General features: G+C 67.1%; 26 protein-coding genes and 2 riboswitches. All 26 genes read left to right on the plus strand.

Features of this window, described 5'->3' with window-relative positions; genetic code table 11:
* Positions 1-233: 233 nt before the first annotated feature.
* Positions 234-418: riboswitch (cobalamin riboswitch) on the plus strand.
* Between the two features lie 88 nt (positions 419-506).
* The 26 genes from cbiD (at position 507) to cobA (ending at position 23673) form a co-directional block, all read left to right on the plus strand.
* On the plus strand, positions 507-1655 hold the full coding sequence (cbiD, locus tag Q0K06_RS01580) for a cobalt-precorrin-5B (C(1))-methyltransferase CbiD (RefSeq protein WP_294547633.1): 1149 nt from the start codon (positions 507-509) through the stop codon (positions 1653-1655).
* A gap of 21 nt (positions 1656-1676) precedes the next feature.
* Positions 1677-2435, plus strand: coding sequence for a precorrin-4 C(11)-methyltransferase (gene cobM / locus Q0K06_RS01585; protein WP_294547634.1), 759 nt, complete (start codon positions 1677-1679; stop codon positions 2433-2435).
* On the plus strand, positions 2432-3460 hold the full coding sequence (locus Q0K06_RS01590; RefSeq protein WP_294547637.1) for a cobalamin biosynthesis protein: 1029 nt from the start codon (positions 2432-2434) through the stop codon (positions 3458-3460). The genes cobM and Q0K06_RS01590 overlap by 4 nt, the downstream gene beginning before the upstream one ends.
* Positions 3461-3504: 44 nt before the next feature.
* On the plus strand, positions 3505-4248 hold the full coding sequence (gene cobJ / locus Q0K06_RS01595) for a precorrin-3B C(17)-methyltransferase (RefSeq protein ID WP_294547638.1): 744 nt from the start codon (positions 3505-3507) through the stop codon (positions 4246-4248).
* Between the two features lie 27 nt (positions 4249-4275).
* Positions 4276-5022 (plus strand): precorrin-6A reductase, encoded by a 747-nt coding sequence (gene cobK, locus Q0K06_RS01600; RefSeq protein WP_294547640.1) that lies wholly within the window; start codon positions 4276-4278, stop codon positions 5020-5022.
* A gap of 26 nt (positions 5023-5048) precedes the next feature.
* Positions 5049-6263 carry a precorrin-6y C5,15-methyltransferase (decarboxylating) subunit CbiE gene (gene cbiE, locus Q0K06_RS01605; protein ID WP_294547642.1) on the plus strand — a complete coding sequence of 405 codons (1215 nt, stop codon included), beginning with the start codon at positions 5049-5051 and terminating at the stop codon, positions 6261-6263.
* Entirely contained in the window at positions 6260-7636 is a 1377-nt protein-coding gene (locus Q0K06_RS01610; RefSeq protein ID WP_294547643.1) for a cobyrinate a,c-diamide synthase, read from the plus strand. Before cbiE ends, Q0K06_RS01610 begins: the two co-directional genes overlap by 4 nt.
* A complete protein-coding gene (gene cobT / locus Q0K06_RS01615) occupies positions 7633-8694 on the plus strand; it encodes a nicotinate-nucleotide--dimethylbenzimidazole phosphoribosyltransferase (RefSeq protein ID WP_294547645.1) in 1062 nt (353 codons plus the stop codon). The genes Q0K06_RS01610 and cobT overlap by 4 nt, the downstream gene beginning before the upstream one ends.
* Positions 8695-8800: 106 nt before the next feature.
* Positions 8801-9319, plus strand: coding sequence for a bifunctional adenosylcobinamide kinase/adenosylcobinamide-phosphate guanylyltransferase (locus tag Q0K06_RS01620; protein WP_294547647.1), 519 nt, complete (start codon positions 8801-8803; stop codon positions 9317-9319).
* Positions 9316-10086, plus strand: a complete 771-nt coding sequence (locus Q0K06_RS01625; protein WP_294547648.1) for an adenosylcobinamide-GDP ribazoletransferase — start codon at positions 9316-9318, stop codon at positions 10084-10086. The genes Q0K06_RS01620 and Q0K06_RS01625 overlap by 4 nt, the downstream gene beginning before the upstream one ends.
* Positions 10083-10463 (plus strand): bifunctional adenosylcobinamide kinase/adenosylcobinamide-phosphate guanylyltransferase, encoded by a 381-nt coding sequence (locus Q0K06_RS01630; protein ID WP_294547650.1) that lies wholly within the window; start codon positions 10083-10085, stop codon positions 10461-10463. Before Q0K06_RS01625 ends, Q0K06_RS01630 begins: the two co-directional genes overlap by 4 nt.
* A complete protein-coding gene (locus Q0K06_RS01635; protein ID WP_294547652.1) occupies positions 10454-11035 on the plus strand; it encodes a histidine phosphatase family protein in 582 nt (193 codons plus the stop codon). The genes Q0K06_RS01630 and Q0K06_RS01635 overlap by 10 nt, the downstream gene beginning before the upstream one ends.
* The gene (cbiB, locus tag Q0K06_RS01640; RefSeq protein ID WP_294547654.1) at positions 11032-12006 is read left to right on the plus strand and encodes an adenosylcobinamide-phosphate synthase CbiB; all 975 of its coding nucleotides are present in this window, start codon (positions 11032-11034) and stop codon (positions 12004-12006) included. The genes Q0K06_RS01635 and cbiB overlap by 4 nt, the downstream gene beginning before the upstream one ends.
* A gap of 34 nt (positions 12007-12040) precedes the next feature.
* Positions 12041-13087 (plus strand): threonine-phosphate decarboxylase CobD, encoded by a 1047-nt coding sequence (cobD, locus tag Q0K06_RS01645; protein WP_294547657.1) that lies wholly within the window; start codon positions 12041-12043, stop codon positions 13085-13087.
* 24 nt (positions 13088-13111) lie between these two features.
* Positions 13112-14614, plus strand: a complete 1503-nt coding sequence (locus tag Q0K06_RS01650) for a cobyric acid synthase (protein WP_294547661.1) — start codon at positions 13112-13114, stop codon at positions 14612-14614.
* Between the two features lie 2 nt (positions 14615-14616).
* Complete coding sequence (locus Q0K06_RS01655) at positions 14617-15261, plus strand: precorrin-8X methylmutase (RefSeq protein WP_294547664.1); 645 nt, start codon at positions 14617-14619, stop codon at positions 15259-15261.
* 11 nt (positions 15262-15272) lie between these two features.
* Positions 15273-16064 carry a sirohydrochlorin cobaltochelatase gene (locus tag Q0K06_RS01660; protein WP_294547670.1) on the plus strand — a complete coding sequence of 264 codons (792 nt, stop codon included), beginning with the start codon at positions 15273-15275 and terminating at the stop codon, positions 16062-16064.
* An 8-nt stretch (positions 16065-16072) separates the two neighbouring features.
* A riboswitch (cobalamin riboswitch) is annotated at positions 16073-16240 on the plus strand.
* A gap of 89 nt (positions 16241-16329) precedes the next feature.
* Positions 16330-16995 (plus strand): energy-coupling factor ABC transporter permease, encoded by a 666-nt coding sequence (locus Q0K06_RS01665; protein WP_294547774.1) that lies wholly within the window; start codon positions 16330-16332, stop codon positions 16993-16995.
* A gap of 13 nt (positions 16996-17008) precedes the next feature.
* Positions 17009-17311 carry an energy-coupling factor ABC transporter substrate-binding protein gene (locus Q0K06_RS01670; protein WP_294547676.1) on the plus strand — a complete coding sequence of 101 codons (303 nt, stop codon included), beginning with the start codon at positions 17009-17011 and terminating at the stop codon, positions 17309-17311.
* Between the two features lie 2 nt (positions 17312-17313).
* Positions 17314-18093: a cobalt ECF transporter T component CbiQ gene (gene cbiQ / locus Q0K06_RS01675; protein WP_294547678.1), complete on the plus strand. Its 780-nt coding sequence runs from the start codon at positions 17314-17316 to the stop codon at positions 18091-18093.
* Entirely contained in the window at positions 18090-18944 is an 855-nt protein-coding gene (locus tag Q0K06_RS01680) for an ATP-binding cassette domain-containing protein (protein ID WP_294547680.1), read from the plus strand. The genes cbiQ and Q0K06_RS01680 overlap by 4 nt, the downstream gene beginning before the upstream one ends.
* Positions 18941-19633: a precorrin-2 C(20)-methyltransferase gene (gene cobI, locus Q0K06_RS01685; RefSeq protein ID WP_294547682.1), complete on the plus strand. Its 693-nt coding sequence runs from the start codon at positions 18941-18943 to the stop codon at positions 19631-19633. Before Q0K06_RS01680 ends, cobI begins: the two co-directional genes overlap by 4 nt.
* A 42-nt stretch (positions 19634-19675) precedes the next feature.
* Positions 19676-20872, plus strand: coding sequence for a glutamyl-tRNA reductase (hemA, locus tag Q0K06_RS01690; RefSeq protein ID WP_294547684.1), 1197 nt, complete (start codon positions 19676-19678; stop codon positions 20870-20872).
* A 1-nt stretch (position 20873) separates the two neighbouring features.
* Positions 20874-21326, plus strand: a complete 453-nt coding sequence (locus Q0K06_RS01695) for an NAD(P)-dependent oxidoreductase (protein ID WP_294547687.1) — start codon at positions 20874-20876, stop codon at positions 21324-21326.
* Positions 21323-22186, plus strand: coding sequence for a hydroxymethylbilane synthase (hemC, locus tag Q0K06_RS01700; protein ID WP_294547690.1), 864 nt, complete (start codon positions 21323-21325; stop codon positions 22184-22186). The genes Q0K06_RS01695 and hemC overlap by 4 nt, the downstream gene beginning before the upstream one ends.
* Positions 22183-23673 (plus strand): uroporphyrinogen-III C-methyltransferase, encoded by a 1491-nt coding sequence (gene cobA, locus Q0K06_RS01705; RefSeq protein ID WP_294547691.1) that lies wholly within the window; start codon positions 22183-22185, stop codon positions 23671-23673. Before hemC ends, cobA begins: the two co-directional genes overlap by 4 nt.
* Positions 23674-23720 lie beyond the last annotated feature (47 nt).

Raw genomic sequence — 23720 nt, forward strand, 5'->3', positions numbered from 1 at the left:
CCCCCACTTTTTTGATATGAGACAGAGCAAGTTTATATTATTTTTCTATAATAGAAAAATAGCGGAACGGCTTGCCTTAACAGGACAGTTGTGCTATGCTGAAAAATATACCAGGAAACAGATAATGTGCACAAAATATGCAATGCGATTCTGTGAGGAATCTCTCATATGAGAGCGAAATAACATAAAATGTCCGCGATAACCGGACATGGTGCAGTTTGGCTGAGCTGAATAGACAAAAGTTCGGACGCGGTGCGGCATAAAGCCGCCTAACAGGGAAGACCGGTGAAAATCCGGCGCAGTCTTACCTCTACTGTAAGCGCAGACGAGAGCGTCAGTCCATTGGCGAGAGAGCCGAGAAGGGACGCTGGAGGATGAAGCGTGAGCCAGGAGACCTGCCGCAGTTCGGTACGTACTCTGAGGTGGAGGGTACTGGCATGCGTAAAAACGGGCCCTTTCCATTGGGAGGGGTCCGTTTTTTGCATATTGGGCCGGGAGGTGGCAGTATGGCAAAGCTGGAACACTATATTGACGTGGGCGACAGGAAGCTGCGCTGCGGCTACACCACCGGCACCTGCGCTGCGGCGGCAGTCCGGGGCGCTGCGGAGCTGCTGCTTCTGGGGCGGCGGCTGAGCGCTGTTCGGCTGGACACCCCGGCAGGAATCCCGGTGGAAGCTGAGCTGCTGGAGCTCTCTGCCGGGCAGGGCTGGGCGTCCTGCGCCGTGCGCAAGGATGGGGGCGATGACCCGGACATCACCGACGGCGCCCTGATTTCCGCCCGTGTGGAGCGGATGGACGCCCCGGGCGTGGAGATCGACGGCGGAGAGGGTGTGGGCAGGGTGACCAGGCCCGGCCTGGACCAGCCCGTGGGCGCGGCGGCCATCAACGCCACCCCGAGGCGGATGATCCGGGAGCAGGCCGAGGCCGTGCTGAAGAAGTCGGGAGCGCCCGGCGGCCTGCGGGCCGTCATCTCCGTGCCCGAGGGTCGGCGGCTGGCAGGGGGGACCTTCAACCCCCGGCTGGGCATTGAGGGGGGCATCTCCATCCTGGGCACCAGCGGTATCGTCCGGCCCATGAGCGAGGAGGCCCTCATCCGCTCGGTCCGCCTGGAGCTGGACCTGGTACGGGCCAGCGGGGCGGAGGACGTGCTGGTCACCCCCGGCAACTACGGCGAGGACTTCGCCCGGGACGTACTGGGCCTGCGGCTGGACCGCTGGGCCCTGTGCAGCAACTACGTGGGGGAGGCCATTGACCACGCCAGGGGGCTGGGGTTCCGGTCCCTGCTGCTGGTAGGCCACCTGGGCAAGCTGGTGAAGGTGGCCGCAGGCATCATGAACACCCACTCCCGCACCGCCGACGGCCGGGGAGAGACCATGGCCGCCCATACCGCCCTGTGCGGCGGGGACCGGGCGCTGGTGGAGCGGGTCTTCGACGCCCCCACCACTGACGGCGCTGTGGCGCTGCTGGAAGAGGCCGGCCTGAGAGAGAACGTAATGGTCTCCCTGGCGGCGGCCCTGGACAGGAGGCTCAAGGCCCGGGCGGGAGCGGACATGGAAATTGCGGCCCTCTTCTTCTCCAACCGGTTTGGTATTTTGGGACAGACCCCCGGCGCGGCGCAGCTGCTGGCGCGCCACCGGGCGAATTATGACGGATAACAAAAACGGAGGCTCACTGATATGGTACACTTTATCGGCGCCGGTCCCGGCGCACCTGATCTCATCACCCTGCGGGGCGCCCGGCTGCTGGCTGAGGCCGACGTGATCATCTATGCCGGTTCCCTGGTGAACCCGACTCTGCTGGAGGGCCGCAAGGCGGACTGCGCCGTGTATGACAGCGCGTCCATGACCCTGGAGGAGGTGCTCGCCGTCATGGAGCAGGCCGAGCGGGCGGGCAAGACCACCGTCCGGCTCCACACCGGAGACCCCTCCCTCTACGGCGCCATCCGGGAGCAGATGGACCAGCTGGACAAGATGGGCGTGTCCTACGACGTGACTCCCGGCGTGTCCTCCTTCTCCGGCGCCGCTGCGGCTCTTAACGCGGAGTATACTCTTCCAAATGTATCACAGTCTGTTATCATTACCCGCATGGCGGGCCGCACTCCTGTGCCTGAGGGAGAGGCTCTGGCCAAGATGGCCTCCCACGGCTGCACCATGGTGCTCTTCCTGTCCACCGGACTGCTGGAGGATGTGGAGAAGGAGCTGATGAAGGGGGGGTATGCCCCCGACACCCCGGCGGCCATTGTGTACAAGGCCACCTGGCCCGACCAGCAGGTGTACCGCTGCACCGTGTCCACCCTGGCCCGGACCGCCAGGGAGAACCACGTCACCAAGACCGCCCTCATCACCGTGGGCGGCTTCCTGGGCAGCGAGTATGAGCGCTCCAAGCTCTACGACCCCGCCTTCACCCACGGCTGCCGGAAGGGGACCGAGGGATGAAGCTGGCCATAGCCGCCTTCACCGCCCGGGGGGCGGCGCTGGGGGAGAAGCTGGCGGCGGCCCTGACGGAGCAGGGGGAGGAATGCGCCCTGTCCGTCCCCGCCCGGCTGGCTCCGGAGCTGGACCTGCCCGCTATGGACAGCCTGGCGGACTGGACGGCCCGGGAATTTGCACGGGCGGACGGCCTTATCTTTATGGGGGCCTGCGGCATCGCCGTCCGGGCCATCGCCCCTCATGTGAAGGATAAGCTCACCGACCCCGCCGTGGCGGCGGTGGACGAGGCAGGGCGCTGGGTGGTCCCCCTCCTGTCCGGCCACGTGGGGGGCGCCAACGACCTGGCCCGACGCATCGCCGCCCTCACCGGGGGACAGGCGGCGGTGTCCACTGCCACCGACGTCAACGGCCTCTTCGCCGTGGACCAGTGGGCCGCCCGGCAGGGCTTCACCATGGAGGGACGGAGGGAAGCCAAGGCGGTCTCCGCTGCCCTGCTGGCCGGGGAGGAAGTGGGCTTTACCAGTGATTTTCCGGTGGATGGCCCTCTGCCCCAGGGCGTAACGGCGGGAGAGGCGAAGATTGGCTTTTCTGTCACCGCAAAAACTGACCCATTGCTCTTTGAGACGGGGCTGCGGCTGGTGCCCCGGGCGCTCTGGCTGGGCATCGGCTGCCGCCGGGGCACAGCGGAGGAGACCATTGCCGCCGCCGTAGACGCCGCTCTGGCGGAGCACGGGTTTTCCGCAAAGGCAGTGGCCGGGGTGGGCACCATTGACCTGAAGAAGGACGAGGCCGGGCTGCTCGCCTTCTGCGCCCACCGGGACTGGCCCCTGAGCTGTTACAGCGCGGAGGAGCTGCTCAGGACGGAGGGAGACTTTACCCCCTCTGACTTTGTGAAGGGGATCACCGGGGTGGACAACGTGTGCGAGCGCGCCGCCGTGCTGGGCGGCGGGCAGCTGGTCATCCCCAAGCGGGCAGCGGGCGGCGTCACCGTGGCGGCGGCCCTGCTGCCCCTGCGGCTGACATTTGATTAATAGAGAAAAATGCCGCGCCCTAGGGCGCGTATGGAGGTTTTTGGATGAAAGTAACCGTAATCGGCCTGGGCCCCGGCGCGGGCGCCGATCTGACCGGCCGGGCCAGAGCGGCCCTGGCCGCCTGCGACCTGGTGGTGGGCTACACCGCCTATGTGGCTCTGATTCAGGATGAGTTCCCCGACAAGGAGTACCGTTCCACCGGTATGCGCAAGGAAGTGGACCGGTGCCGGGCGGCGGTGGAGGCCGCCGTGGAGGGCCACGACGTGGCCATGGTGTGCTCCGGCGACTCCGGCGTGTACGGCATGGCGGGCCTCATCTATGAGGTGGCCCAGGAGTACCCGCCGGTGGATATCGAGGTGGTGCCCGGCATTACCGCAGCCTGCGGCGGCGCCGCCGTGCTGGGCGCGCCTCTGACCCATGACTTCGCCGTGGTATCCCTGTCCGACCTGCTCACCCCCTGGGAGCGCATTGAGAAGCGGCTCACCTGCGCCGCCGAGGCGGACTTTGTCCTGTGCATCTATAATCCCATGAGCCACAGCCGCCCCGACCACCTGCGCCGGGCCTGCGACATTCTGCTGAAGGTCAGGGCCCCCGGCACAGTGTGCGGCTGGGTGCGCAATATCGGCCGGGAGGGAGAGGAGAGCAGGCTTCTCACCCTGGCGGAGCTGAGAGACGAGAGGGTGGACATGTTCACCACCGTGTTTGTGGGCAGCAGCGCCACCATGAACCTGAACGGCAAGATGGTCACCCCCCGGGGCTACCGGGGCGTGGGCTCCCGGGAGGACTGAGCATCCCGGGCAGAAGGAGGAAACAGCGTGGAAATTCTGCTCTTCGGCGGCACCACCGAGGGCCGCCAGCTGGCGGAATGGCTGGCAGAGGCGGGACAGAAGGTGACCTACTGCGCGGCTACCGAGTACGGCGGCGCCCTGGTCCCGGAGGGGGCGGGCGTCACTGTCCGTACCGGACGGCTGGACCAGGGGGGCATGGCCGCGCTGCTGGGGGCCGGCTCCTTTGACTATGCGGTGGATGCCACCCACCCCTACGCACCCCAGGTCAGCGCCAATCTGAGGGCGGCGGCCGGGGAGGCGGCGGTGCCCTATCTCCGCCTGGTGCGGGAGGGGCCGCCGGAGGACGAGGGCTGGCTCCACGCACCCGACGCCACCTCCGCCGCGGAGATGCTGCTGGGCCTGGAGGGCAACGTGCTCCTTACCACCGGCAGCAAGGAGCTGGACTGCTATGCAGTACCCGGCCTGCTGGAGCGGGTGTTTCCCCGGGTGCTGCCCACCCCCGACTCCCTGAACCGGTGCCTGGAGCTGGGATTTCCACCGGCCCATATCATCTGTATGCAGGGACCTTTTTCCCGGGCCCTCAACGCCGCTATGGCGGAGCAGCTGGACATCAAAGTGATGGTCACAAAGGCCAGCGGCGGGACGGGCGGATTCTGGGCTAAGGCGGCTGCCGCCCGAGATACCGGAGCGGCCCTGCTGGTCATCGACCGCCCCTGCCGGGAGACCGGATTGAGCCTGGAAGAGATGAAGGCATTTCTGACCCGGGCATTTTAATGGAGAGATAAAGGAGAGAGACAACCATGAAAAGCCCGGTTTATCTGATTGGCGTGGGTATGGGGGACAGCGGCACCCTGACCGCCGACGCCGCCGACGCCATTGACGCCTGCGACCTGCTCGTCGGCGCGCCCCGTCTGCTGGAGCCCTGGCAGGACAAGGGAAAGGAGACCCAGGCCATTGTTCCCGCCCAGGAGATTGCCGACTGCATTCTCAGCCAGGACAGCCGCTGCACAGTGGGCGTACTGCTGTCCGGCGACGTGGGGTTTTACAGCGGCGCCAAGAACCTCTACCCCCTTCTGGAGGAGGAGCGGGAGGTCATCGCCATCCCCGGCATCAGCAGCCTGGTGTACTTCTGCGCCCGCATCCACACCGCCTGGCAGGACGCCCATCTGGTCAGCGCCCACGGCCGCAGCTGTGACGCCGCCGCCGAGGTGGGCCGCCATGCCAAGACCTTTTTCCTCACCGGCGGGGACAACGGCCCGGCGGAGCTGTGCGCCCGCCTGCGGGATCGGGGCCTGGGCCAGGTCAGCGTGTGGGTGGGAGAGCGGCTGTCCTATGAGGACGAGCGCATCACCTACGGCACTGCCCAGGAGCTGGCGGAGGATGCGTTCGACCCCCTGGCCGTGATGCTGGCAGTCAACCCCAGCCCCGACCGGGGCAGAGCCTACATTCCCACCCTCGCCGACGAGGACTTTATCCGGGGTGACGTGCCCATGACCAAGGAGGAGGTCCGGGCCCTGGCCCTGGTGAAGCTCCGTCTGGAGCCGGGCCAGAAGGTGTGGGACGTGGGCGCGGGCACCGGCTCTGTGTCGGTGGAATGCGCCCGGTCCATCCCTGACGGCGACGTGTTCGCCATTGAGAAAAAGCAGGAGGCGTTGGAACTCCTGGCCAAGAACAAGGCCAGATTCGGCGTGTCCAATCTCCACCTGGTGGCCGGCGAGGCCCCGGTTGCTCTGGAGGGCCTGCCCGCCCCCGATCGGGTATTCCTGGGCGGCACCTCGGGCAGCCTGGGGGAGATTCTGGGCATTGTGCTGCGCAGGAACCCCGCCGCCCGTGTGGTGGCCGCCGCCATCACCCTGGAGACCCTGGGAGAGGCCATGCGGTGCTTTGAGGGCATGGGCCTGGCCAACGTGGAGATCGCCCAGATTGCCGTCAGCAAGGCCAGAACTGTGGGCCCCTACCACATGATGAACGCCCAGAACCCGGTGTGGCTCATCTCCGGGGAGGGACAGGGATGAGCGGGGGAGCGCTGCCCCGGCTTCTCCTCTGCGCCCCCGCCAGCGGCGGCGGCAAGACCACCGTCACCTGCGCCCTTCTCCAGGCACTGGTGAACCGGGGACTGTCCCCGGCCTCCTTCAAGTGCGGCCCGGACTACATCGACCCCATGTTTCACAGCGAAATCATCGGGGCCAGGAGCCGCAACCTGGACCTGTTCTTCTGCGAAGAGAACCTGGTCCGCCAGCTCCTGTGGGAGAACGGCCGGGACTGCGGCGTCTCGGTCATCGAGGGGGTCATGGGGTACTATGACGGCGTGGCCATGGGCACCCGGGCCAGCGCCTACCACCTGTCCCTGGCCACCGGCACCCCCGCCGTGCTGGTGCTGGACGGCCGGGGCATGGGCCTCTCCGCCGCCGCCGCGGTGAAGGGCATCAGGGACTTCCGGAGCGACAGTAACATCGCCGGGGTGATACTCAACCGGATCTCCCCCATGCTCTATCCCCGGCTGAGGGACGCCATTGAGGGGGAGACAGACGTAAAGGTATACGGTTTTCTTCCCGAGCGGAAGGACTGCGCCCTGGAGAGCCGCCACCTGGGGCTGGTCACCGCCGCAGAGGTGGCCAATCTGAAGGAGAAGCTGTCCGCCCTGGCGGCCCAGGCGGAGGAGACGGTGGACCTGGACGGCCTGCTGGCCCTGGCCCGGTCCGCCCCCGCCCTGGAATTTGAGGCGGAGCCCCTCCCGCCCCCTGTGCCCGGCAGGCCCCGCATCGCCGTGGCCCGGGACAGGGCCTTCTGCTTTTACTACGCTGACGGCCTGGACGCCCTGGAACAGCTGGGGGCGGAGCTGGTGCCCTTCTCCCCCCTGGCGGATAAGAAGTTGCCCCCGGGCTGTTCCGGTCTTTACCTTGGAGGCGGATACCCGGAGATTTTTGCCGGGGAACTGGCCCAGAATACCGGGATGTTAAAGGCAATCCGATCCGCCGTAGAGGGCGGTATGCCCACCGTGGCCGAGTGCGGAGGATTTTTATATTTACATGAGCATTTGCAGGACAGCGGGGGTGCGGACCAGCCCCTGGCCGGAGTGTTCCCATGGACGGCCCGCAGCACCGGAAAGCTGGGCCGCTTCGGCTATGTGACCCTGACGGCCCGGAAGGACGGCCTGCTGTGCCGGGCGGGGGAGGGCTTCCCCGCCCACGAGTTCCACTACTGGGACAGCCAGCAGCCGGGCACGGATTTCCGCGCCCGGAAGCCCGGCAGCAGCCGGGGCTGGGACTGCGCCTGGCACACCCCCACCCTGTACGCCGGATTTCCCCATTTTCATTTCCGCGCCTGCCCCGAGGCGGCCCGCCGCTTCGTGCGGGCATGCGCCAGATATCAGGAGGAGCGTGTATGAGCATTCTGGAGGAGACACTTGCAGCTATTGTCCCTGCGGACCGGGCGGCCATGGACGCCGCCTGGCAGCGCTGGGACTCCATCGCCAAGCCCCTGCGCAGCCTGGGCCTGCTGGAGGAGGCGGTGGTCCGCATTGCCGGCATGGCCGGCGCCCCCGCCGTGAAGCTGGGCAAGCGTGCCGTCATCGCCATGTGCGCCGACAACGGCGTGGTGGCCCAGGGGGTCACCCAGACCGGCCAGGAGGTGACCGCCATTGTCACCGAGAACATGTCCACCGGCGACACCAGCGTCTGCCGCATGGCCGCCGCCGCCGGGGCGGAGGTCATTCCCGTGGACATCGGCGTGGCCCGGGCGGTGGCGGGGGAGCGCATCCGGCAGTGCAATGTCCGCCGGGGCACCGCCGACATGACCAAGGGCCCCGCCATGACCCGGGAAGAGGCGGTCAAGGCGGTGGAGACTGGCATCCTGCTGGTGCGGGAGCTGAAGGACAAGGGCTACGGCCTTATCGGCACCGGCGAGATGGGCATCGGCAACACCACCACCTCCAGCGCGCTGGTTTCCGTGTTCCTCAACTGCCCTGCTGAACGGGTGACGGGCCGGGGCGCGGGCCTGTCCAGCGCCGGGCTGGAGCGGAAAATCAAGGCCATTGAGACCGCCATCCGGCTCAACCAGCCCAACCCTGCCGACCCCATTGACACGCTGAGCAAGGTGGGCGGCCTGGACATCGCCGGGCTGTGCGGCGTGTTCCTGGGGGGCGCGGCCTGCCGCATCCCCGTGCTGGTGGACGGCTTCATCTCCTCCGCCGCGGCCCTCACCGCCGCACGGCTGTGTCCCGCCGCGGTGGACTATATGCTGGGCAGCCACGCCTCCAACGAGCCCGCCGGGCGCATGGTGCTGGAGGAGCTGGGCCTGAAGCCCTTCCTCTACGCCAACATGTGCCTGGGCGAGGGTACCGGCGCGGCGGCGGTCATGCCCCTGCTGGACATGGCCCTGGCGGTGTACGACGGCATGACCACCTTTGCCGACGAGCAGATTGAGGCCTATCAGCCTTTGACGTAACTCCAGGGGGAAAAATTCCCCCCTGGATACAAAACCGCCGCGCCGTCTTGGGCGGCACAACGGTTTTGATTTCACGCCTGCGCCGAGGGGAACGGAGGAGACGGCAATGCTGATTCTGGTCTCCGGCGGGAGCGGCAGCGGAAAATCGGCCTTTGCCGAGGACCTGATCGTCTCCTCCGGTCTGGAAACAAAGATATATGTGGCCACCATGCAGGTGTGGGACGCCGAGGGACAGGCCCGGGTGGACCGGCACCGGGCCATGCGGGCGGGCAAGGGGTTTGCCACCCTGGAGTGTCCGGTGAATCTGGCGGAGGCTGACGTGCCCCAGGGCTGCGCCCTGCTGCTGGAGGACCTGACCAATCTGGCGGCCAACGAGTGGTTCGGCACAGGCTGCGCCGGAGCGGAGCAGCGGGTGCTCTCCGGGCTGAACAGGATAAAGGACCGTGCCGCCCTGACAGTGGTAGTGGCCAACGAGCTGTTCTCCGATGGCATCGCGTACGATGAGGAGACGGCGGACTATCTGGCCTGCCTGGCCCGGCTCAACCGGGCGGCGGCTCAGATGGCGGACCGGGTGTACGAGGTTGTGTGCGGCATCCCGGTGCGCTGGAAGGGGGAAGGGGAATGAAGAGCTTTTGGATCGCCCTGGCCATGTACTCCAAGCTGCCCGCACGCCGGGTGGAGTGGGATAAAAAGAGCCTGTCCTGGGCGCTGTGCTGGTTCCCGGCTGTGGGTGTGGCGGCGGGGGCGCTGCTGTTTGGCTGGCTGTGGCTGGCCGGAGTGCTGGACCTGGGCGCGCCCCTGAGGGCGGCGGTGGCCCTGCTCATCCCTATCGCCGTCAGCGGCGGCATCCACCTGGACGGCTTCTGCGACACCGCCGACGCCCTGGGCTCCCACCAGACCCGGGAGAAGAAGCTGGAAATTCTCAAGGACTCCCACACCGGCGCCTTCGCCGTGTTCTGCTGCGGGGTGTATCTGCTTTTCTTCTTTGCCGCATGGTGCCAGGTGGAGACGGCCTCCCTCCGTTCCGCCGGGGCCCTGGCCCTGACGCCGGTGCTGTCCCGCAGCCTGTCCGGTCTGGCGGCTGTCACCCAGCCCAACGCCCGGGGCAGCGGCCTGCTGGCCACCTTCACCGCCCCCATGGACTGCGCGAAGGCCCGGGTGGTGCTGGCGGTGTGGATTGGAGTCTGCGCCATTGCCATGGTGTGCCTCTCCCCCTGGGCCGGGGGCGCTGCGGTGCTGGCAGCGGCGGGCAGCTTTTTCTACTATATTGCCATGTCCCGCCGGCAGTTTGGCGGCGTCACAGGTGATTTGGCGGGCTATTTCCTCCAGGTGTGCGAGTGCGCCATGGTGCTGCTGGCGGCCCTGGCCCAGCGGGCGGAGGTGCTGCTGTGAGACTCATCATCGGCGGCGCGGGCCAGGGGAAGCTGGACTACGCGCAGAAAAAGACGGGGGCGGACCCCGCCGCTGTGGCCCTTGACCCGGCCCAGGCGGCGGACAAGCCCATCCTATACCACCTGGAGGCCTGGGTGAGGGCCAATCCGGCGGCGGATCATCTGGCTGAGATGGAAAAGCTGCTGGCGGTCAACCCCGGCATCGTGATTCTCTGCGACGAGGTGGGCTGCGGCGTGGTGCCCATCGCCCGGGAGGAGCGGGCCTGGCGGGAGGCGGTGGGCCGCCTCTGCTGCGCCCTAGCCGGGCGGGCGGAGACTGTGGAGCGGATATTCTGCGGCATTCCCATGACATTGAGGGGGGACTCGGGATGGAACTGATTTTGGTGCGCCACGGCATCACGCCGGGCAACCTGGAGCGTCGCTTTGTGGGGCGGCTGGACCAGCCCCTGGCGCCGGAGGGGGAGGCACTGGCCCGTGAGGTGGCCCCTACCCTGCCGCCGGTGGAGCACATCTACCGCAGCCCCCTGCTCCGCTGCCGCCAGACGGCGGATATCCTGTGGCCCGGAGTGGAGCAGACCGTGGTGGACAACCTGAAGGAGACCGACTTTGGCCCCTATGAGGGCAAGTGCCACGCCGAGCTGGACGGGGACCCGGTGTACCAGCGGTGGCTCAATGGGGAGCTGGAGATTGGCGAGTCCATTGAGAACTGCAACGCCCGTGCGGAGCAGGCGCTCCGGGACATTGCCGCCGATGTGGCCGCCAAAGGGTATGAACGGGCGGGCATTGTGGCCCACGGGGGCATCTTTATGAGCATGCTCGCCAGGTTCGGCCTGCCGGAGCGGTCCTACTACGACTGGCTGCTGCCCAACTGCAGCGGTTACCGGGCTCAGCTGGAGACCGCCCCCCTGGCCCTGCGGGTCTTTGCCGCCGTGGGGAGGGCCAAGCTATGACCGTGACCCTGCGGCTCTTTGCCCTGCTGCTGGGCTTTCTCCTGGACCTGCTGCTGGGGGACCCCCGCTGGCTTCCCCACCCCATCCGAGCCATCGGCGCCCTTATCGCCGGACTGGAAAAGGTCCTCCGCAAGCTCTTTCCCAAGAGTCAGGGCGGCGAGCTGGCCGGCGGCGCGGCCCTGGTGATTCTGGTGCTGGCCCTGTCCGGCGGATTTACCCTGCTGGTGATGTGGCTGTGCGGAAAGGTGGGACTGTGGCTCCGGTTCCTGGCGGAGACCATTCTTTGCTTCCAGCTGCTGGCCACCCGCTCCCTCAAGGGGGAGAGCATGAAGGTATACAAAGCGCTGAAGGCCGGAGACCTGGAGGGGGCCCGCTGTGCGGTATCCATGATTGTGGGCCGGGATACTCAGCGGCTGGACGAGGCGGGCGTGGCCCGGGCGGCGGTGGAGACCGTGGCGGAGAACGCCTCCGACGGCGTCATTGCGCCCCTGATTTTCCTGGCCATCGGAGGCGCGCCCCTGGGCATGGTCTACAAGGCGGTCAACACCATGGACTCCATGGTGGGCTACAAGAACGACCAGTACCTCTGGTTCGGCCGCTGCGCCGCAAAGCTGGACGACCTGGTGAACTTTATCCCCGCCCGGCTGGCGGGGCTGCTTATGTGCCTGGGGGCGGGCTTCTCCGGCTTTGACGGACCCAACGCACTGCGGATCTTCCGCCGGGACCGGAAGAACCACAAGTCCCCCAACTCCGCCCACACCGAGGCTGCCGCTGCTGGCGCCCTCCACATCCAGCTGGGCGGGCCCAACTACTACTTCGGCAAGCTGGTAGAGAAGCCTGCCATCGGTGACCCCGACCACCCGGTGGAGCCCCTGGACATTGTCCGGGTGAACCGGCTCATGTATGCCACCGCCTTTCTCGCGCTGGTGCTGTGCTGCGGCGTGCCGCTGCTGGTGACCCTGGCGCTGTAAGGACGGCGGAACCCCAGAAGAGGAAGTGAACGCCATGCAGTACGCCCACGGCGGCGACATCTGGAGCTGTCCCGCGCCGGTGCTGGACTTCTCCGCCAATCTCAATCCCCTTGGCATGCCGCCCCAGGTAAGGCAGGCGGCGGAGGCGTCCATCACCGACGCCGTCCACTACCCCGACCCGACCTGCCGCAGACTCACCGCCGGCATCGCCGCCCGGGACGGCGTGAAGCCGGAGCAGGTGCTCTGCGGCGCGGGGGCCGCCGACCTCATTTTCCGGCTGGTGTGGGCGGAGCGGCCCCGCCGGGCCATGGTTACCGCCCCCACCTTCTCCGAGTACGCCCAGGCCCTCCTGGCCGCCGGGGCGGAGATCATTTCCCACCGCCTGCGGAAGGAGGACGGATTTGACCTGAGGGAGGACATCCTTTGCCGCATCGGCCACGATTTGGACATGCTCTTCCTCTGCACCCCCAACAACCCCACCGGACGGACCATCCCCACACATCTGCTGGAAACCATTGCCCGGCGGTGCGGGGAGATGAGGATCCGGCTGGTGGTGGACGAGTGCTTCCTGGAGCTGACCGACGGCGCCCGGGGTCTGGCCGGGCGGCTGGAGGAATTCCCCGCCCTTATCCTCCTGCGGGCCTTCACCAAGAGCTACGCCATCCCCGGCCTGCGGCTGGGGTACTGCCTCACCGCCGACCGGGCGCTGCTGGAGCGGATGGAGGCCTGCGCTCCGGCCTGGGCAGTGTCGGTACCTGCCCAGGCGGCGGGCCTGGCGGCTCTGGAGCAGCCGGGCTGGCCGGAGCAGGCCAGAGCGATCATCGGCCCGGCCCGGGAGCGGCTTTTCAAAGCCCTGGGTGAACTGGGACTGGAGGTGTGGCCCGGGCAGGCCAACTACCTGCTCTTCCGGGCGCCGGGGCAGCGGGACCTGAAGGAGCGTATGGCGGCGCGGGGCATTCTCCTCCGTTCCTGCGCCAATTACGACGGCCTGGGCCCCGACTACTACCGGGCGGCAGTGCGTCTGCCCGAGGAAAACGAGCGGCTGATTTCCACGCTTCGGGCAGTTCTGGTGGAAAACTGATGGGACAGGGAGGATAAGACTGAAATGGCAAAGGCGATTATGATTCAGGGCACTGCCTCCAACGCGGGCAAGAGCCTGCTCTCGGCGGGGCTGTGCCGGGTGTTCCGGCAGGACGGCTACCGGGTTGCCCCCTTCAAGGCCCAGAACATGGCACTCAACTCCTTCATCACCGAGGAAGGGCTGGAGATGGGGCGGGCCCAGGTGGTCCAGGCCGAGGCGGCGGGGGTGGCTCCGTCGGTGCGGATGAACCCGGTGCTCCTCAAGCCCACCAACGATACCGGCTCCCAGGTCATTGTCAACGGGATTCCACGGGGTACTATGCGGGCTTCGGAATACTATCAGTATAAGAAAAACCTGATTCCGGAGGTCATGGCGGCCTATCAGTCCCTGTCGGACGAGTACGACATCATCGTCATCGAGGGGGCGGGCAGCCCGGCGGAGATCAACCTGCGGCAGGATGACTTTGTCAACATGGGCATGGCCAAGCTGGCCGGCGCGCCGGTGCTGCTGGTGGGGGATATCGACCGGGGTGGCGTGTTCGCCTCTCTGTATGGCACGGTGGCCCTGCTGGAGCCGGATGAGCAGGCGCGGATCAAGGGCTTTATTATCAACAAATTTCGTGGTGATGTGGAGATTCTCCGGCCCGGCCTGAAGCAGCTGGAGGACCTGGCGGGCAAACCGGTGCTGGGCGTAGTGCCCATGCTGAAGGTGGACGTGGACGACGAGGACGCCCTCTCTCAGCGGCTGGAGCCGGGGAAAAAGGTGGGCCTTATCGACATCGCGGTGATCCGCCTGCCCCGTCTGTCCAACTTCACCGACTTCAACCCCCTGGAGCGGATGGAGGAGGTCACCCTCCGGTATGTGTCCTCTCCCCGTGAGCTGGGCAGTCCGGATTTGATTATCCTCCCCGGCACCAAGAACACCATGGGGGACCTGCGCTGGATGCGTCAGAGCGGGCTGGAGAGTGCCATCCTGAAGCACGCCGCCGCCGGCGGGTGCGTGGTAGGCATCTGCGGCGGCTATCAGATGCTGGGCCGCACCATCTCCGACCCCGACGGGGTGGAGGGCGGCGGCAGTCTGGCCGGCCTGGGCCTGCTGCCCACCGAGACCGTGTTCTTCGGCGAAAAGACCCGCACCCGGGTGAGCGGGCAGTTTGACGCCATGGGCGGGGACTTCACCGCCATGGCCGAGACGCCCTTTGAGGGCTATGAAATCCACATGGGCCGCACCACCCATCTGGACGGGAGCGCCAACATCCTCTCCTTCCGCACCCTGGACGGAGAGACCCACGCCGACGGCGCGGCGGCGGGCAATGTGTGGGGCTGCTACATCCACGGCGTGTTTGACCGGGCGGAGTGCGCGGCGGCCCTGGTCAACTGCCTGCGCCGCCGCCGGGGACTGGAGGCCTCCGCTGCGGCGGTAGACTGGAAGGTATACAAGGAGCAGCAGTATGACGCCCTGGCCGACGGGGTGCGCGCTGCGCTGGATATGGATCGGATTTACCGCATCCTGAACAGGGAGGAATGAGCATGAAGGTGGAGCTGCAGCGGGTAGCCCCCGCGGAGATTGAAAAGCGGAGCATGGAGATTATCACCTCTGAGCTGGGGGAGCGCTCCTTCCCGCCGGAGGTGCTGCCGGTGGTAAAGCGGGTTATCCACACCAGCGCTGACTTTGACTACGCCGACAACCTGGTCTTTTCCCCCGGCGCGGTGGCCAGGGGGATTGAGGCTGTCAAGAACGGCTGCACCATCGTCACCGACACCCAGATGGCCTGGTCCGGCGTGAACAAGCGGGTGCTGGAGAAGTTCGGCGGCAAGGCGGTGTGCTTCATGTCCGACCCGGAGGTGGCCGCCGAGGCCAAGGCCCGGGGGGAGACCCGTGCCACCGTGTCCATGGAGCGGGCGGCGGAGCTGGAAGGCCCCCTCGTGTTCGCCATCGGCAACGCCCCCACCGCGCTGGTACGGCTGTGCCAGCTCATTGACGAGGGCAGGGTGAACCCCGCCCTGGTCATCGGCGTGCCCGTGGGCTTTGTGAACGTGGTGGAGTCCAAGGAGCTGATGCTCACCATGGATACGCCCCACATCGTGGCCCGGGGCCGGAAGGGCGGCAGCAACGTGGCCGCCGCCATCTGCAACGCCATTCTCTATCAGGCCTCCGGCAACGCCCGGGAGTGAGGAGGGTATCCATGGACAAGAAAGCCATTCTGGCCGTCTCCTTCGGCACCAGCTATCAGGACACTCTGGAGCGGACCATCGGGGCCATTGAAAAGGAGCTGGCCGCCGTGTTTCCCGACCGGATTCTCCTCCGGGCCTTTACCAGCGGCATGATCTGCCGTAAACTGAAGCAGCGGGACGGCATCGTCATCCCCAGCCCTGCCCAGGCCCTGGAGCAGATGCTGGGGGAGGGGGTGACCGACGTGGTCATCCAGCCCACCCACGTTATCAACGGCGCGGAGTACGACAAGCTTATGGCCCAGGCGGAACCCTTTCGGGACAAATTTGCCAGGCTGACCGTGGGCGCGCCCCTGCTCACCTCCATAGAGGACTATGAGGCGGCGGCAGACGCCATTCTGGAGCAGCTGCCGGAGCGGAGGGCGGACGCCGCCCAGGTGTTCATGGGCCACGGCACGGAGCACTATGTAAACCCGTCCTATACCCAGCTGGAATATCTCTTCCATGACATGGGCCGGAAGGACATCATCATCGGCACGGTGGAGGGGTATCCCGGGCTGGAGCAGGTGCTGCGGCGGCTCTCCGAGCGGTCTGAGGTGCGCAGGGTCCGGCTGCACCCGCTGATGGTGGTTGCGGGGGACCACGCCCGCAATGACCTGGCCGGTGAAGAGCCCGGCTCCTGGAAGAGTGCCCTGGAGCGCGCGGGCTACCAGGTGGAGTGCGACCTGCGGGGCCTGGGGGAGTTCCCCGGTATCCAGCGGTTGTTTGCCCGGCACGCCAGGCAGGCATCAGACAATCGGGTATAAACCCGTACATATAGATGAAAGCGCGGGCCGGAAGAGGGAAGTCGGGTGAGAATCCCGCGCAGTCCCGCTGCCGTAAGAGAGGAGCCGCCGGACAACGGCCACTGGGTACGCCTGGGAAGGCGTCCGGAGGCGGAGAGACTCAAGCCGGAAAACCTGGCCGGTCCCCAGGTCATCAACCTACGAACGATAGGAAAGGATGAAAAAACATATGAAATCGTGTATAATAGACCGCTGTATCAGGACGTGTGCCGTCCTGGCTGTGCTGATGGCCGCACTCGCCGTTGGGGCCTCCGCCATGCATATCGCCGAGGGCTACCTGCCGGTGGGCTGGGCCATCGCCTGGGGCGTGGTGTGCGTGCCCTTTGTAGCCGCCGGACTTATCTCCATCCGAAAAAAGATTGAACAGGCCCCCAGGGCCAAAATCCTGCTGGCCATGTGCGGGGCTTTTGCCTTTGTGCTCTCGGCTCTGAAGCTGCCCTCCTTCAACGGCTCCTGCTCCCACCCCACCGGCGTGGGCCTGGGCGCGATTCTCTTCGGGCCTGTGGCCATGAGCGTGCTGGGTCTCATCGTGCTGCTGTTTCAGGCCCTGCTGCTGGCCCACGGCGGACTGACCACCCTGGGCGCCAATACCTTCTCCATGGCGGTGGCCGGTCCCATTGTGTCCTGGGCGGTGTATAAGCTGCTGCGCAAGGCGGGCGCTCCCGCCGCCGTGGCGGTCTTTGCCGCCGCCGCTCTGGGCGACCTGCTGACTTATGTGGTCACCTCCGTCCAGCTGGCCCTGGCCACCGGGGACGGCATGCTCAAATTCCTCACCATTTTCGCCGTCACCCAGATTCCCCTGGCCATTGCCGAGGGCCTGCTGACCGTGGTGGTGTTCAACGTACTGGAAAAGTACAGCAAGAGCGAGCTTCAGGCGCTCCGCGTGGTATGAAGGAGGGGACGAGATGAAGGTTTGGCAGAAAAATCTGATTTTGATTGCGCTGGCCGTGCTGCTGGCAGCCCTTCCCCTGTGGCTCCTGCCCAACGCCGAGTTCGGCGGCGCCGACGGCCAGGCCCAGGAGGCTGTCCAGGAGCTCAACCCCGACTACGAGCCCTGGTTTGAGCCCATCCTGGAGCCTGCCAGCGGGGAGATTGAGTCGCTGCTCTTTGCCCTTCAGGCCGCCATCGGCGCCGGCGTGGTGGGCTTTGTGCTGGGCCGGATTACCAAGCGGCCCGGCGACGGGAAAAAGAACGAGGAGGCAAACTGACCATGGGAACCGACCGTTACGCCTATCAGTCCCGTCTGCGGCGGGTGTCCCCCATGCCCAAGCTGCTGCTGACGGCGGTGAGCCTGGTGCTCTGCCTGTGCTGTGACAGCATCGCGGTGGGGCTGGCCACACTGGCAGGCATGGGCGCGCTGACATGGCTGCTGGGCGGACTGTCGCCCCGGGTCTATCTCCGCTTTCTCAAGATCCCCCTGGCCTTCCTGCTCATCGGCAGCATTACCGTGCTGATTCACAGCTACCCGGCTGAGGCCGCCGTTCTGGCGGCTGTCCCAGTGGGCGGCCGCCTGTGGGGCTTTGACGCCGCTGCCCTCCGCCAGGCGTCCACCCTGTTCTGCAAGGCTATGGGAGCGGTGGCGTGCATGTACTTTCTCACGCTGAATACCCCGGTTATCGACGTGACCATGGCTCTGGAGAAGCTCCATGTGCCCCGGCTGCTGGTGGAGCTGATGGAGCTCATCTACCGCTTCATCTTTGTGCTGTCCGAGACCGCCGCCAACATCCGCATCGCCCAGGAGTCCCGGCTGGGCTACCAGGGCCTGGGCCGGTCCATCTCCTCTCTGGGGACGCTGGCCTCCATGGTATTTCTGCGGGCCTGGCGGAAGGCGGACCGGGTGTACACTGCCCTGGAATCCCGGGGCTACACCAACCATCTGACCACTCTGTCCAGCGGTTACCGGGCGGGGCGCTGGCTTTACCCTGCCACGGCGGGGGTGGCTCTGGGGCAGATTTTGGTGCTGTATTTGGAGAGGAGCGTGGGAGGATGAACGCCGCCATTGAAGCCAGGGAGCTGTGCTATACCTATGAGGACGGCACCGTGGCTCTGGACCACATCTCTCTCAAAGCCCAGAAAGGGAAAATCACCGGTATTTTAGGCGCCAACGGCGCGGGCAAGTCCACCCTGTTCCTCAACCTGAACGGGGTGCTGAACCCATCCTCCGGTCAGGTACTGCTGGATGGAGCGCCGGTCCGCCGGGACCGGAAGGGCATTGCAGAGCTGCGCCGCCGGGTGGGCATTGTGTTCCAGGACCCGGACGACCAGCTCTTCTCCGCCGACGTGTACCGGGACATCTCCTTCGGCGCGGTGAACCTGGGCCTGCCTGAGGATGAGGTGCGCCGCCGGGTGGAGCAGGCCATGGAGCGCACCGGCGTGTCCGCCCTGCGGGACAAGCCCACCCACGCCCTGTCCTTCGGGCAGAAGAAGCGGGTGGCGATTGCCGGCGTGCTGGTGATGGAGCCGGAGGTGCTTATTCTGGACGAGCCCACCGCCGGCCTGGACCCCCACGGGGTCAGCGAGCTGATGCGGCTGCTCTCCCAACTGCGGGACAGCCTGAACATGACCATTCTGCTGGCCACCCACGACATGGATGTGGTGCCCATCTCCTGCGACTACGCCTATCTGCTGGGGCAGGGCAGGGTCCTGCTGGAGGGCACGCCGGGAGAGCTGTTTTCTCAGCCGGAGGTGCTCCGGGCCAACCAGCTGCGCCTGCCCCGTATGGCCCATCTGATGGAAATCCTGCGGGAGCAGGACGGGCTGGACACCGACGTGTCCGCCGCCACCATCAGCGAGGTCCGGCGGGAGCTGCTGCGGCTATTGAAACAGGAGGGACCGACATGAACCGAGGAAAACTGTACGGCGTGGGGGTGGGCCCCGGAGACCCGGAGCTGCTCACCCTGAAGGCCAGGCGCATTCTGCGGGAGGCCGACGTGGTGGCTGTGCCCGACAAGGGCGGCGGGGAGAAGACCGCCCTGAACATTGTCAGGGATGTGGTGGAGGGTAAGACCCTCCTGTCCTGTCCCACTCCCATGGTGCGGGACAAGGCCCTGCTGGACGGCTGCTATGAGGAGATTGCCGGGCGCATCTGTGCCCTGCTGGACGAGGGGAAAAACGTGGCCTTCATCACCCTGGGAGACCCCACCCTCTACTCCACCTACATCTACGTCCACAAAAAGGTGCTCGCCCGGGGCTATGACGCCCAGCTCATCCCCGGCGTGCCCTCCATCTGCGCCGTGGCGGCCAAGCTGGGCACCTCCCTGTGCGAGGGCGCCGAGCGGCTGCTGGTGGTGCCCGCCTCCTACGAGGGCGTGGACGACTGCCTGGACTTCCCGGCCAACAAGGCCTTCATGAAGGCGGGAAAGAGCCTGCCCGCCCTGCGGGACAAGCTGCGGGAACGGGGCTTGGACGGAGAGATGGTGGCCAACTGCGGCATGGCGAGCGAGCGGGTGTACCGCAGCCTGGAGGAACTGGAGGAGGGCGAGGGCTATTTCTCCGTGGTGCTGGTCAAGGAACACCGGAGCGAGACATAAGCGGGGCGATACGTCCTGATAAGCGATAAGGAAGTGCGACATATGAACCTATCCATGTCCGGCCTGGACTACGGCCTGGCCCCCATCGCCCTGCGGGAGCAGCTCTCCTTTACCCGCAGCCAGGCGGGGGAGCTGTCGGGGGAGATCCGGCGCACCGTGCCCGGCGTACAGGGCTGCGTCATCATCTCCACCTGCAACCGGACGGAGATCTACCTCTCCTGCCAGCCCGGGGCAAGCCCGGAGCCCGGCGCGGTGCTGTGCGCCGCCGCAGGGCAGGACTATGCCCCCTTTGCCCATGTCTTTGTCACCCGGCGGGACGAGGATGCGGTGCGGCATCTGGCCCGGGTGGCCGCGGGGCTCCGGTCCCAGATCTGGGGTGAGGACCAGATTGTCACCCAGGTCAAGACGGCCATCGCCGCCGCCCGGGAGAACGGGGGCGCCGACCCGGTGCTGGAGACCCTGTTCCGCACCGCCGTCTCCGCTTCCAAGGCGGTCAAGACCAAAGCACGGCTCACCGCCCTGCCCACCTCCGCCGCCTCCCGGGCTGTGGAGGTGCTGGAGCGGGAGACCGGCGGATTGGCCGGACGGAAGGCCCTGGTCATCGGCAACGGGGAGATGGGCCGCCTGGCCGCCTCCCTGCTGCGGGAGGCGGGCTGCGCCGTCACCATCACCCTGCGGAGCTACCGCCACGGGGAGACCGTGGTGCCTGCGGGCTGCGCCGTGGCACCCTATGAGGAGCGATACGCCGCCATGGAGGGGCGGGATATCCTTCTCTCCGCCACCACCAGCCCCCACTACACTGTCACCGCCCGGGAACTCTCCGCCCTCAGCGCCCCCCCGGAGCTGCTGGTGGACCTGGCCATTCCCCGGGACATCCAGCCCGAGGCCGGGGACCTGCCCGGCGTGAGGCTCTTCAACGTGGACGCCCTGGGCGCCGCCCCCGAGCGGCAGGCGCCCCCCGAGGTGGAGGAGATTCTGGAGCGCCAGATCGCCCGCTTCTACCAGTGGGCAGACTACCGGGAGAGCCTGCCTCTGCTGGAGCGGCTCAAGGCGGACATCACCGACCGGGTGCTGGAGCGGCCCGACCTGGACGCTATGGACCGGGCGGAGGTGGCCGAGTACGCGGTGAGCCGGGCGGTGGAACTGCTCTCCGGCGGTCTGAAGGACGTGCTCACCGCCGGAGAACTGGCCAGGTGCGAGGAGAAGATCCGCACCCGCAACGGCGGAAGGGTGGAGTGACATGGAACAAACGGAGATCCGCTTTCCCCTCTTTATCGACATGAACGGCCGCACAGCCGTGGTGGTGGGAGGCGGGGCCATCGCCTGCCGCCGGGCTGGGGTGCTGAAAACCTTCGGCGCTCAGGTGACCCTCATCGCTCCGGAGTGGAAGGAGAAGATAGAGGGCGTCCGCTGGCTTCAGCGGCCCTATCAGTCCGGCGATTTGGACGGCGCTGTCCTGGCTGTTGCCGCCACGGACGACCGGGCGGTAAACCGCCGGGTGGGGGAGGATGCCCGGGCGTTGGGCATCCCGGTCAGCGTGGCCGACCGGCGGGAGGAATGTACCTTCCTCTTCCCGGCGGTGTGCCTGGGGGAGGAGCTGGTGGCCGGCGTGGTATCCGCCAATAATGACCACAGGGCGGTGGCCAGAGCGGCCGCCGCCATCCGGGAGACCCTGAAGGAGGGGAAAGGATGAAGCTGCGCATTGGAAGCCGGGAGAGCGTCCTGGCCGTAAAGCAGTCCCAGCTGGTGATGGAGGCCATCCGGGCCTATGACCTCAGTATTGAGCTGGAGCTGGTGACCATGAAGACCACCGGCGATAAAATTCTGGACCGTACCCTGGACAAGGTGGGCGGCAAGGGCCTCTTTGTCCGGGAGCTGGACGCGGCCCTGCTGGAGGGCCGGGTGGACATTACCGTCCACTCCTGCAAGGACCTGCCCATGGAGACCGACCCCCGGCTGCCTCTGGCGGGCTTCTCCAGGCGGGAGGACCCCCGGGACGCCCTGGTGCTGCCCGTGGGAAAGGCGGAGCTGGACCCGTCCCTGCCCATCGGCTGCGCCTCCCGCCGCCGTGCCATCCAGCTGGCGGCCCTGTATCCCGATATGGAAGTGGCCCCGGTGCGGGGCAACGTGCAGACCCGCCTGCGGAAGCTGGACGGGGGGCAGTACTCCGCCCTGGTGCTGGCCTCCGCCGGGCTGAAGCGGCTGGGCCTGGAGGGGCGCATCGCCCGGTACTTTACGGCGGAGGAGATGATCCCCGCCGCCGGACAGGGCATCCTGGCCGTCCAGACCCGGGCGGGGGAAAACTACCCCTGCCTGGCCGCCGTGACCGACCGGGAGGGGACCATCTGCGCCCTGGCCGAGCGGGCCTTTGTCCGGGAACTGGACGGGGGCTGCTCCTCGCCGGTGGCGGCCCACGGCGTGGTGGACGGGGACACCCTGATGCTGACCGGAATGGACGAAAACGGACGGCGGGACCGGATTTCCGGCCCTGTGACGGAGGCGGAGCAGCTGGGCGAGACCCTGGCCCGCAGGATGAAGGAGGCGGCGGAATGAGCGGCATGGTGACGCTGGTGGGGGCCGGCCCGGGAGATCCCGGCCTGCTGACCCGCAAGGGCCTGGCGGCCCTGGAAAAAGCGGAAGTGGTGGTGTACGACCGGCTGGTGGCCCCGGAGATTCTGGCCCTCATCCCGGAGAAGGCCGAGGCCATCGACGTGGGCAAGCAGGCCTCCCGCCATCCGGTGCCCCAGGATGAGATCAACCGCATCCTCCTGCGCAAGGCCCAGGAGGGGAAGAACGTGGTGCGGCTGAAGGGCGGCGACCCCTTCCTCTTCGGCCGTGGCGGCGAGGAGCTGGAGCTGCTGTCCGAGCACGGCATCCCCTTCCAGGAGGTGCCCGGCGTAACCTCCGCCATTGCCGTGCCAGCCTACGGAGGCATCCCGGTGACCCACCGGGATTTCACCTCCTCCCTCCACATCATCACCGGCCACGCCCGGGCGGGCAAGGCCCTGGACATCGACTTTGAGGCCCTGGTGCGCACCAAGGGTACCCTGGTCTTCCTCATGGGGGTGAGCAGCCTGCCCGCCATCTGCGCCGGGCTCACCGCTGCCGGTATGGACCCGGACACCCCCGCCGCCATCGTGGAGCGGGGCACCACCCCCGGCCAGCGCCGGGTCAGCGCCACAGCGGCCACCCTGGCCCAGGCGGCGGAGGAGCACCACATTGAGAGCCCCGCCATCAGCATTTTCGGCCCGGTCTGCGGCCTGGCGGACAGGTTCGACTGGTTCGATTCCCTGCCCCTCAAGGGCCGCACCGTGGTGGTGACCCGGCCCAAGGAGCGTGCCGGCACCCTGGCGCCCCGCCTGCGGGCCATGGGCGCCCAGGTGGTGGAGTACCCCTGCATCGAGACGGTGCCCATTCTGCCCTGTCCCGCCATGGAGGCTGCCCTGAACGCCATCTCCGGCTATGAATGGCTGGCATTCACCAGCGCCGCCGGGGTGGAGACCGTCTGGCATACCCTGGAGGCCATGGGCAGGGACGCCCGGGCGCTGGGGAGCGTGAAGCTGGCGGCCATCGGTCCCGGCACCGCCAAGGCCCTGCTGGAGCGCGGCCTGCGGGCCGACTATGTGCCCCAGGTGTACGACGCGGCCCACCTGGGGGCGGGCCTGGCCGGGCTGGCCCAGGGCAAGGTGCTTCTGCTCCGGGCAGAGCTGGGCTCCAAAGCCTTGACGGACGCCCTGGATGGGGCTAAAATTTCCTATGACGACATTGCCGTCTACCGCACGCTGTACGACAACCCCCGCTCCGAGGAGCTGCGGAACCGGCTGCTGGCGGAGGAGAGCACTCTGGTCACCTTCACCAGCGCCTCCACGGTCAAGGGCTTTGTGTCCACCGTGGGGGAGGACTTCCCCTTTGACCGCATTACCGGCGTGTGCATCGGGGAGCAGACCGCCGCCCGGGCCAGAGACTACGGCATCCCCGTGGTGGTGGCCGAGCGGGCCACCATTGACGCCTTGGTGGAGAAAATCAGCCACATGTTCTAAAATCAAGCAACAATCCGGGCGGAATACCGCCCACGGAAAGGAAGCAG

Source organism: uncultured Pseudoflavonifractor sp. (genome assembly GCF_944387805.1).
GTDB lineage: Bacteria > Bacillota > Clostridia > Oscillospirales > Oscillospiraceae > Pseudoflavonifractor.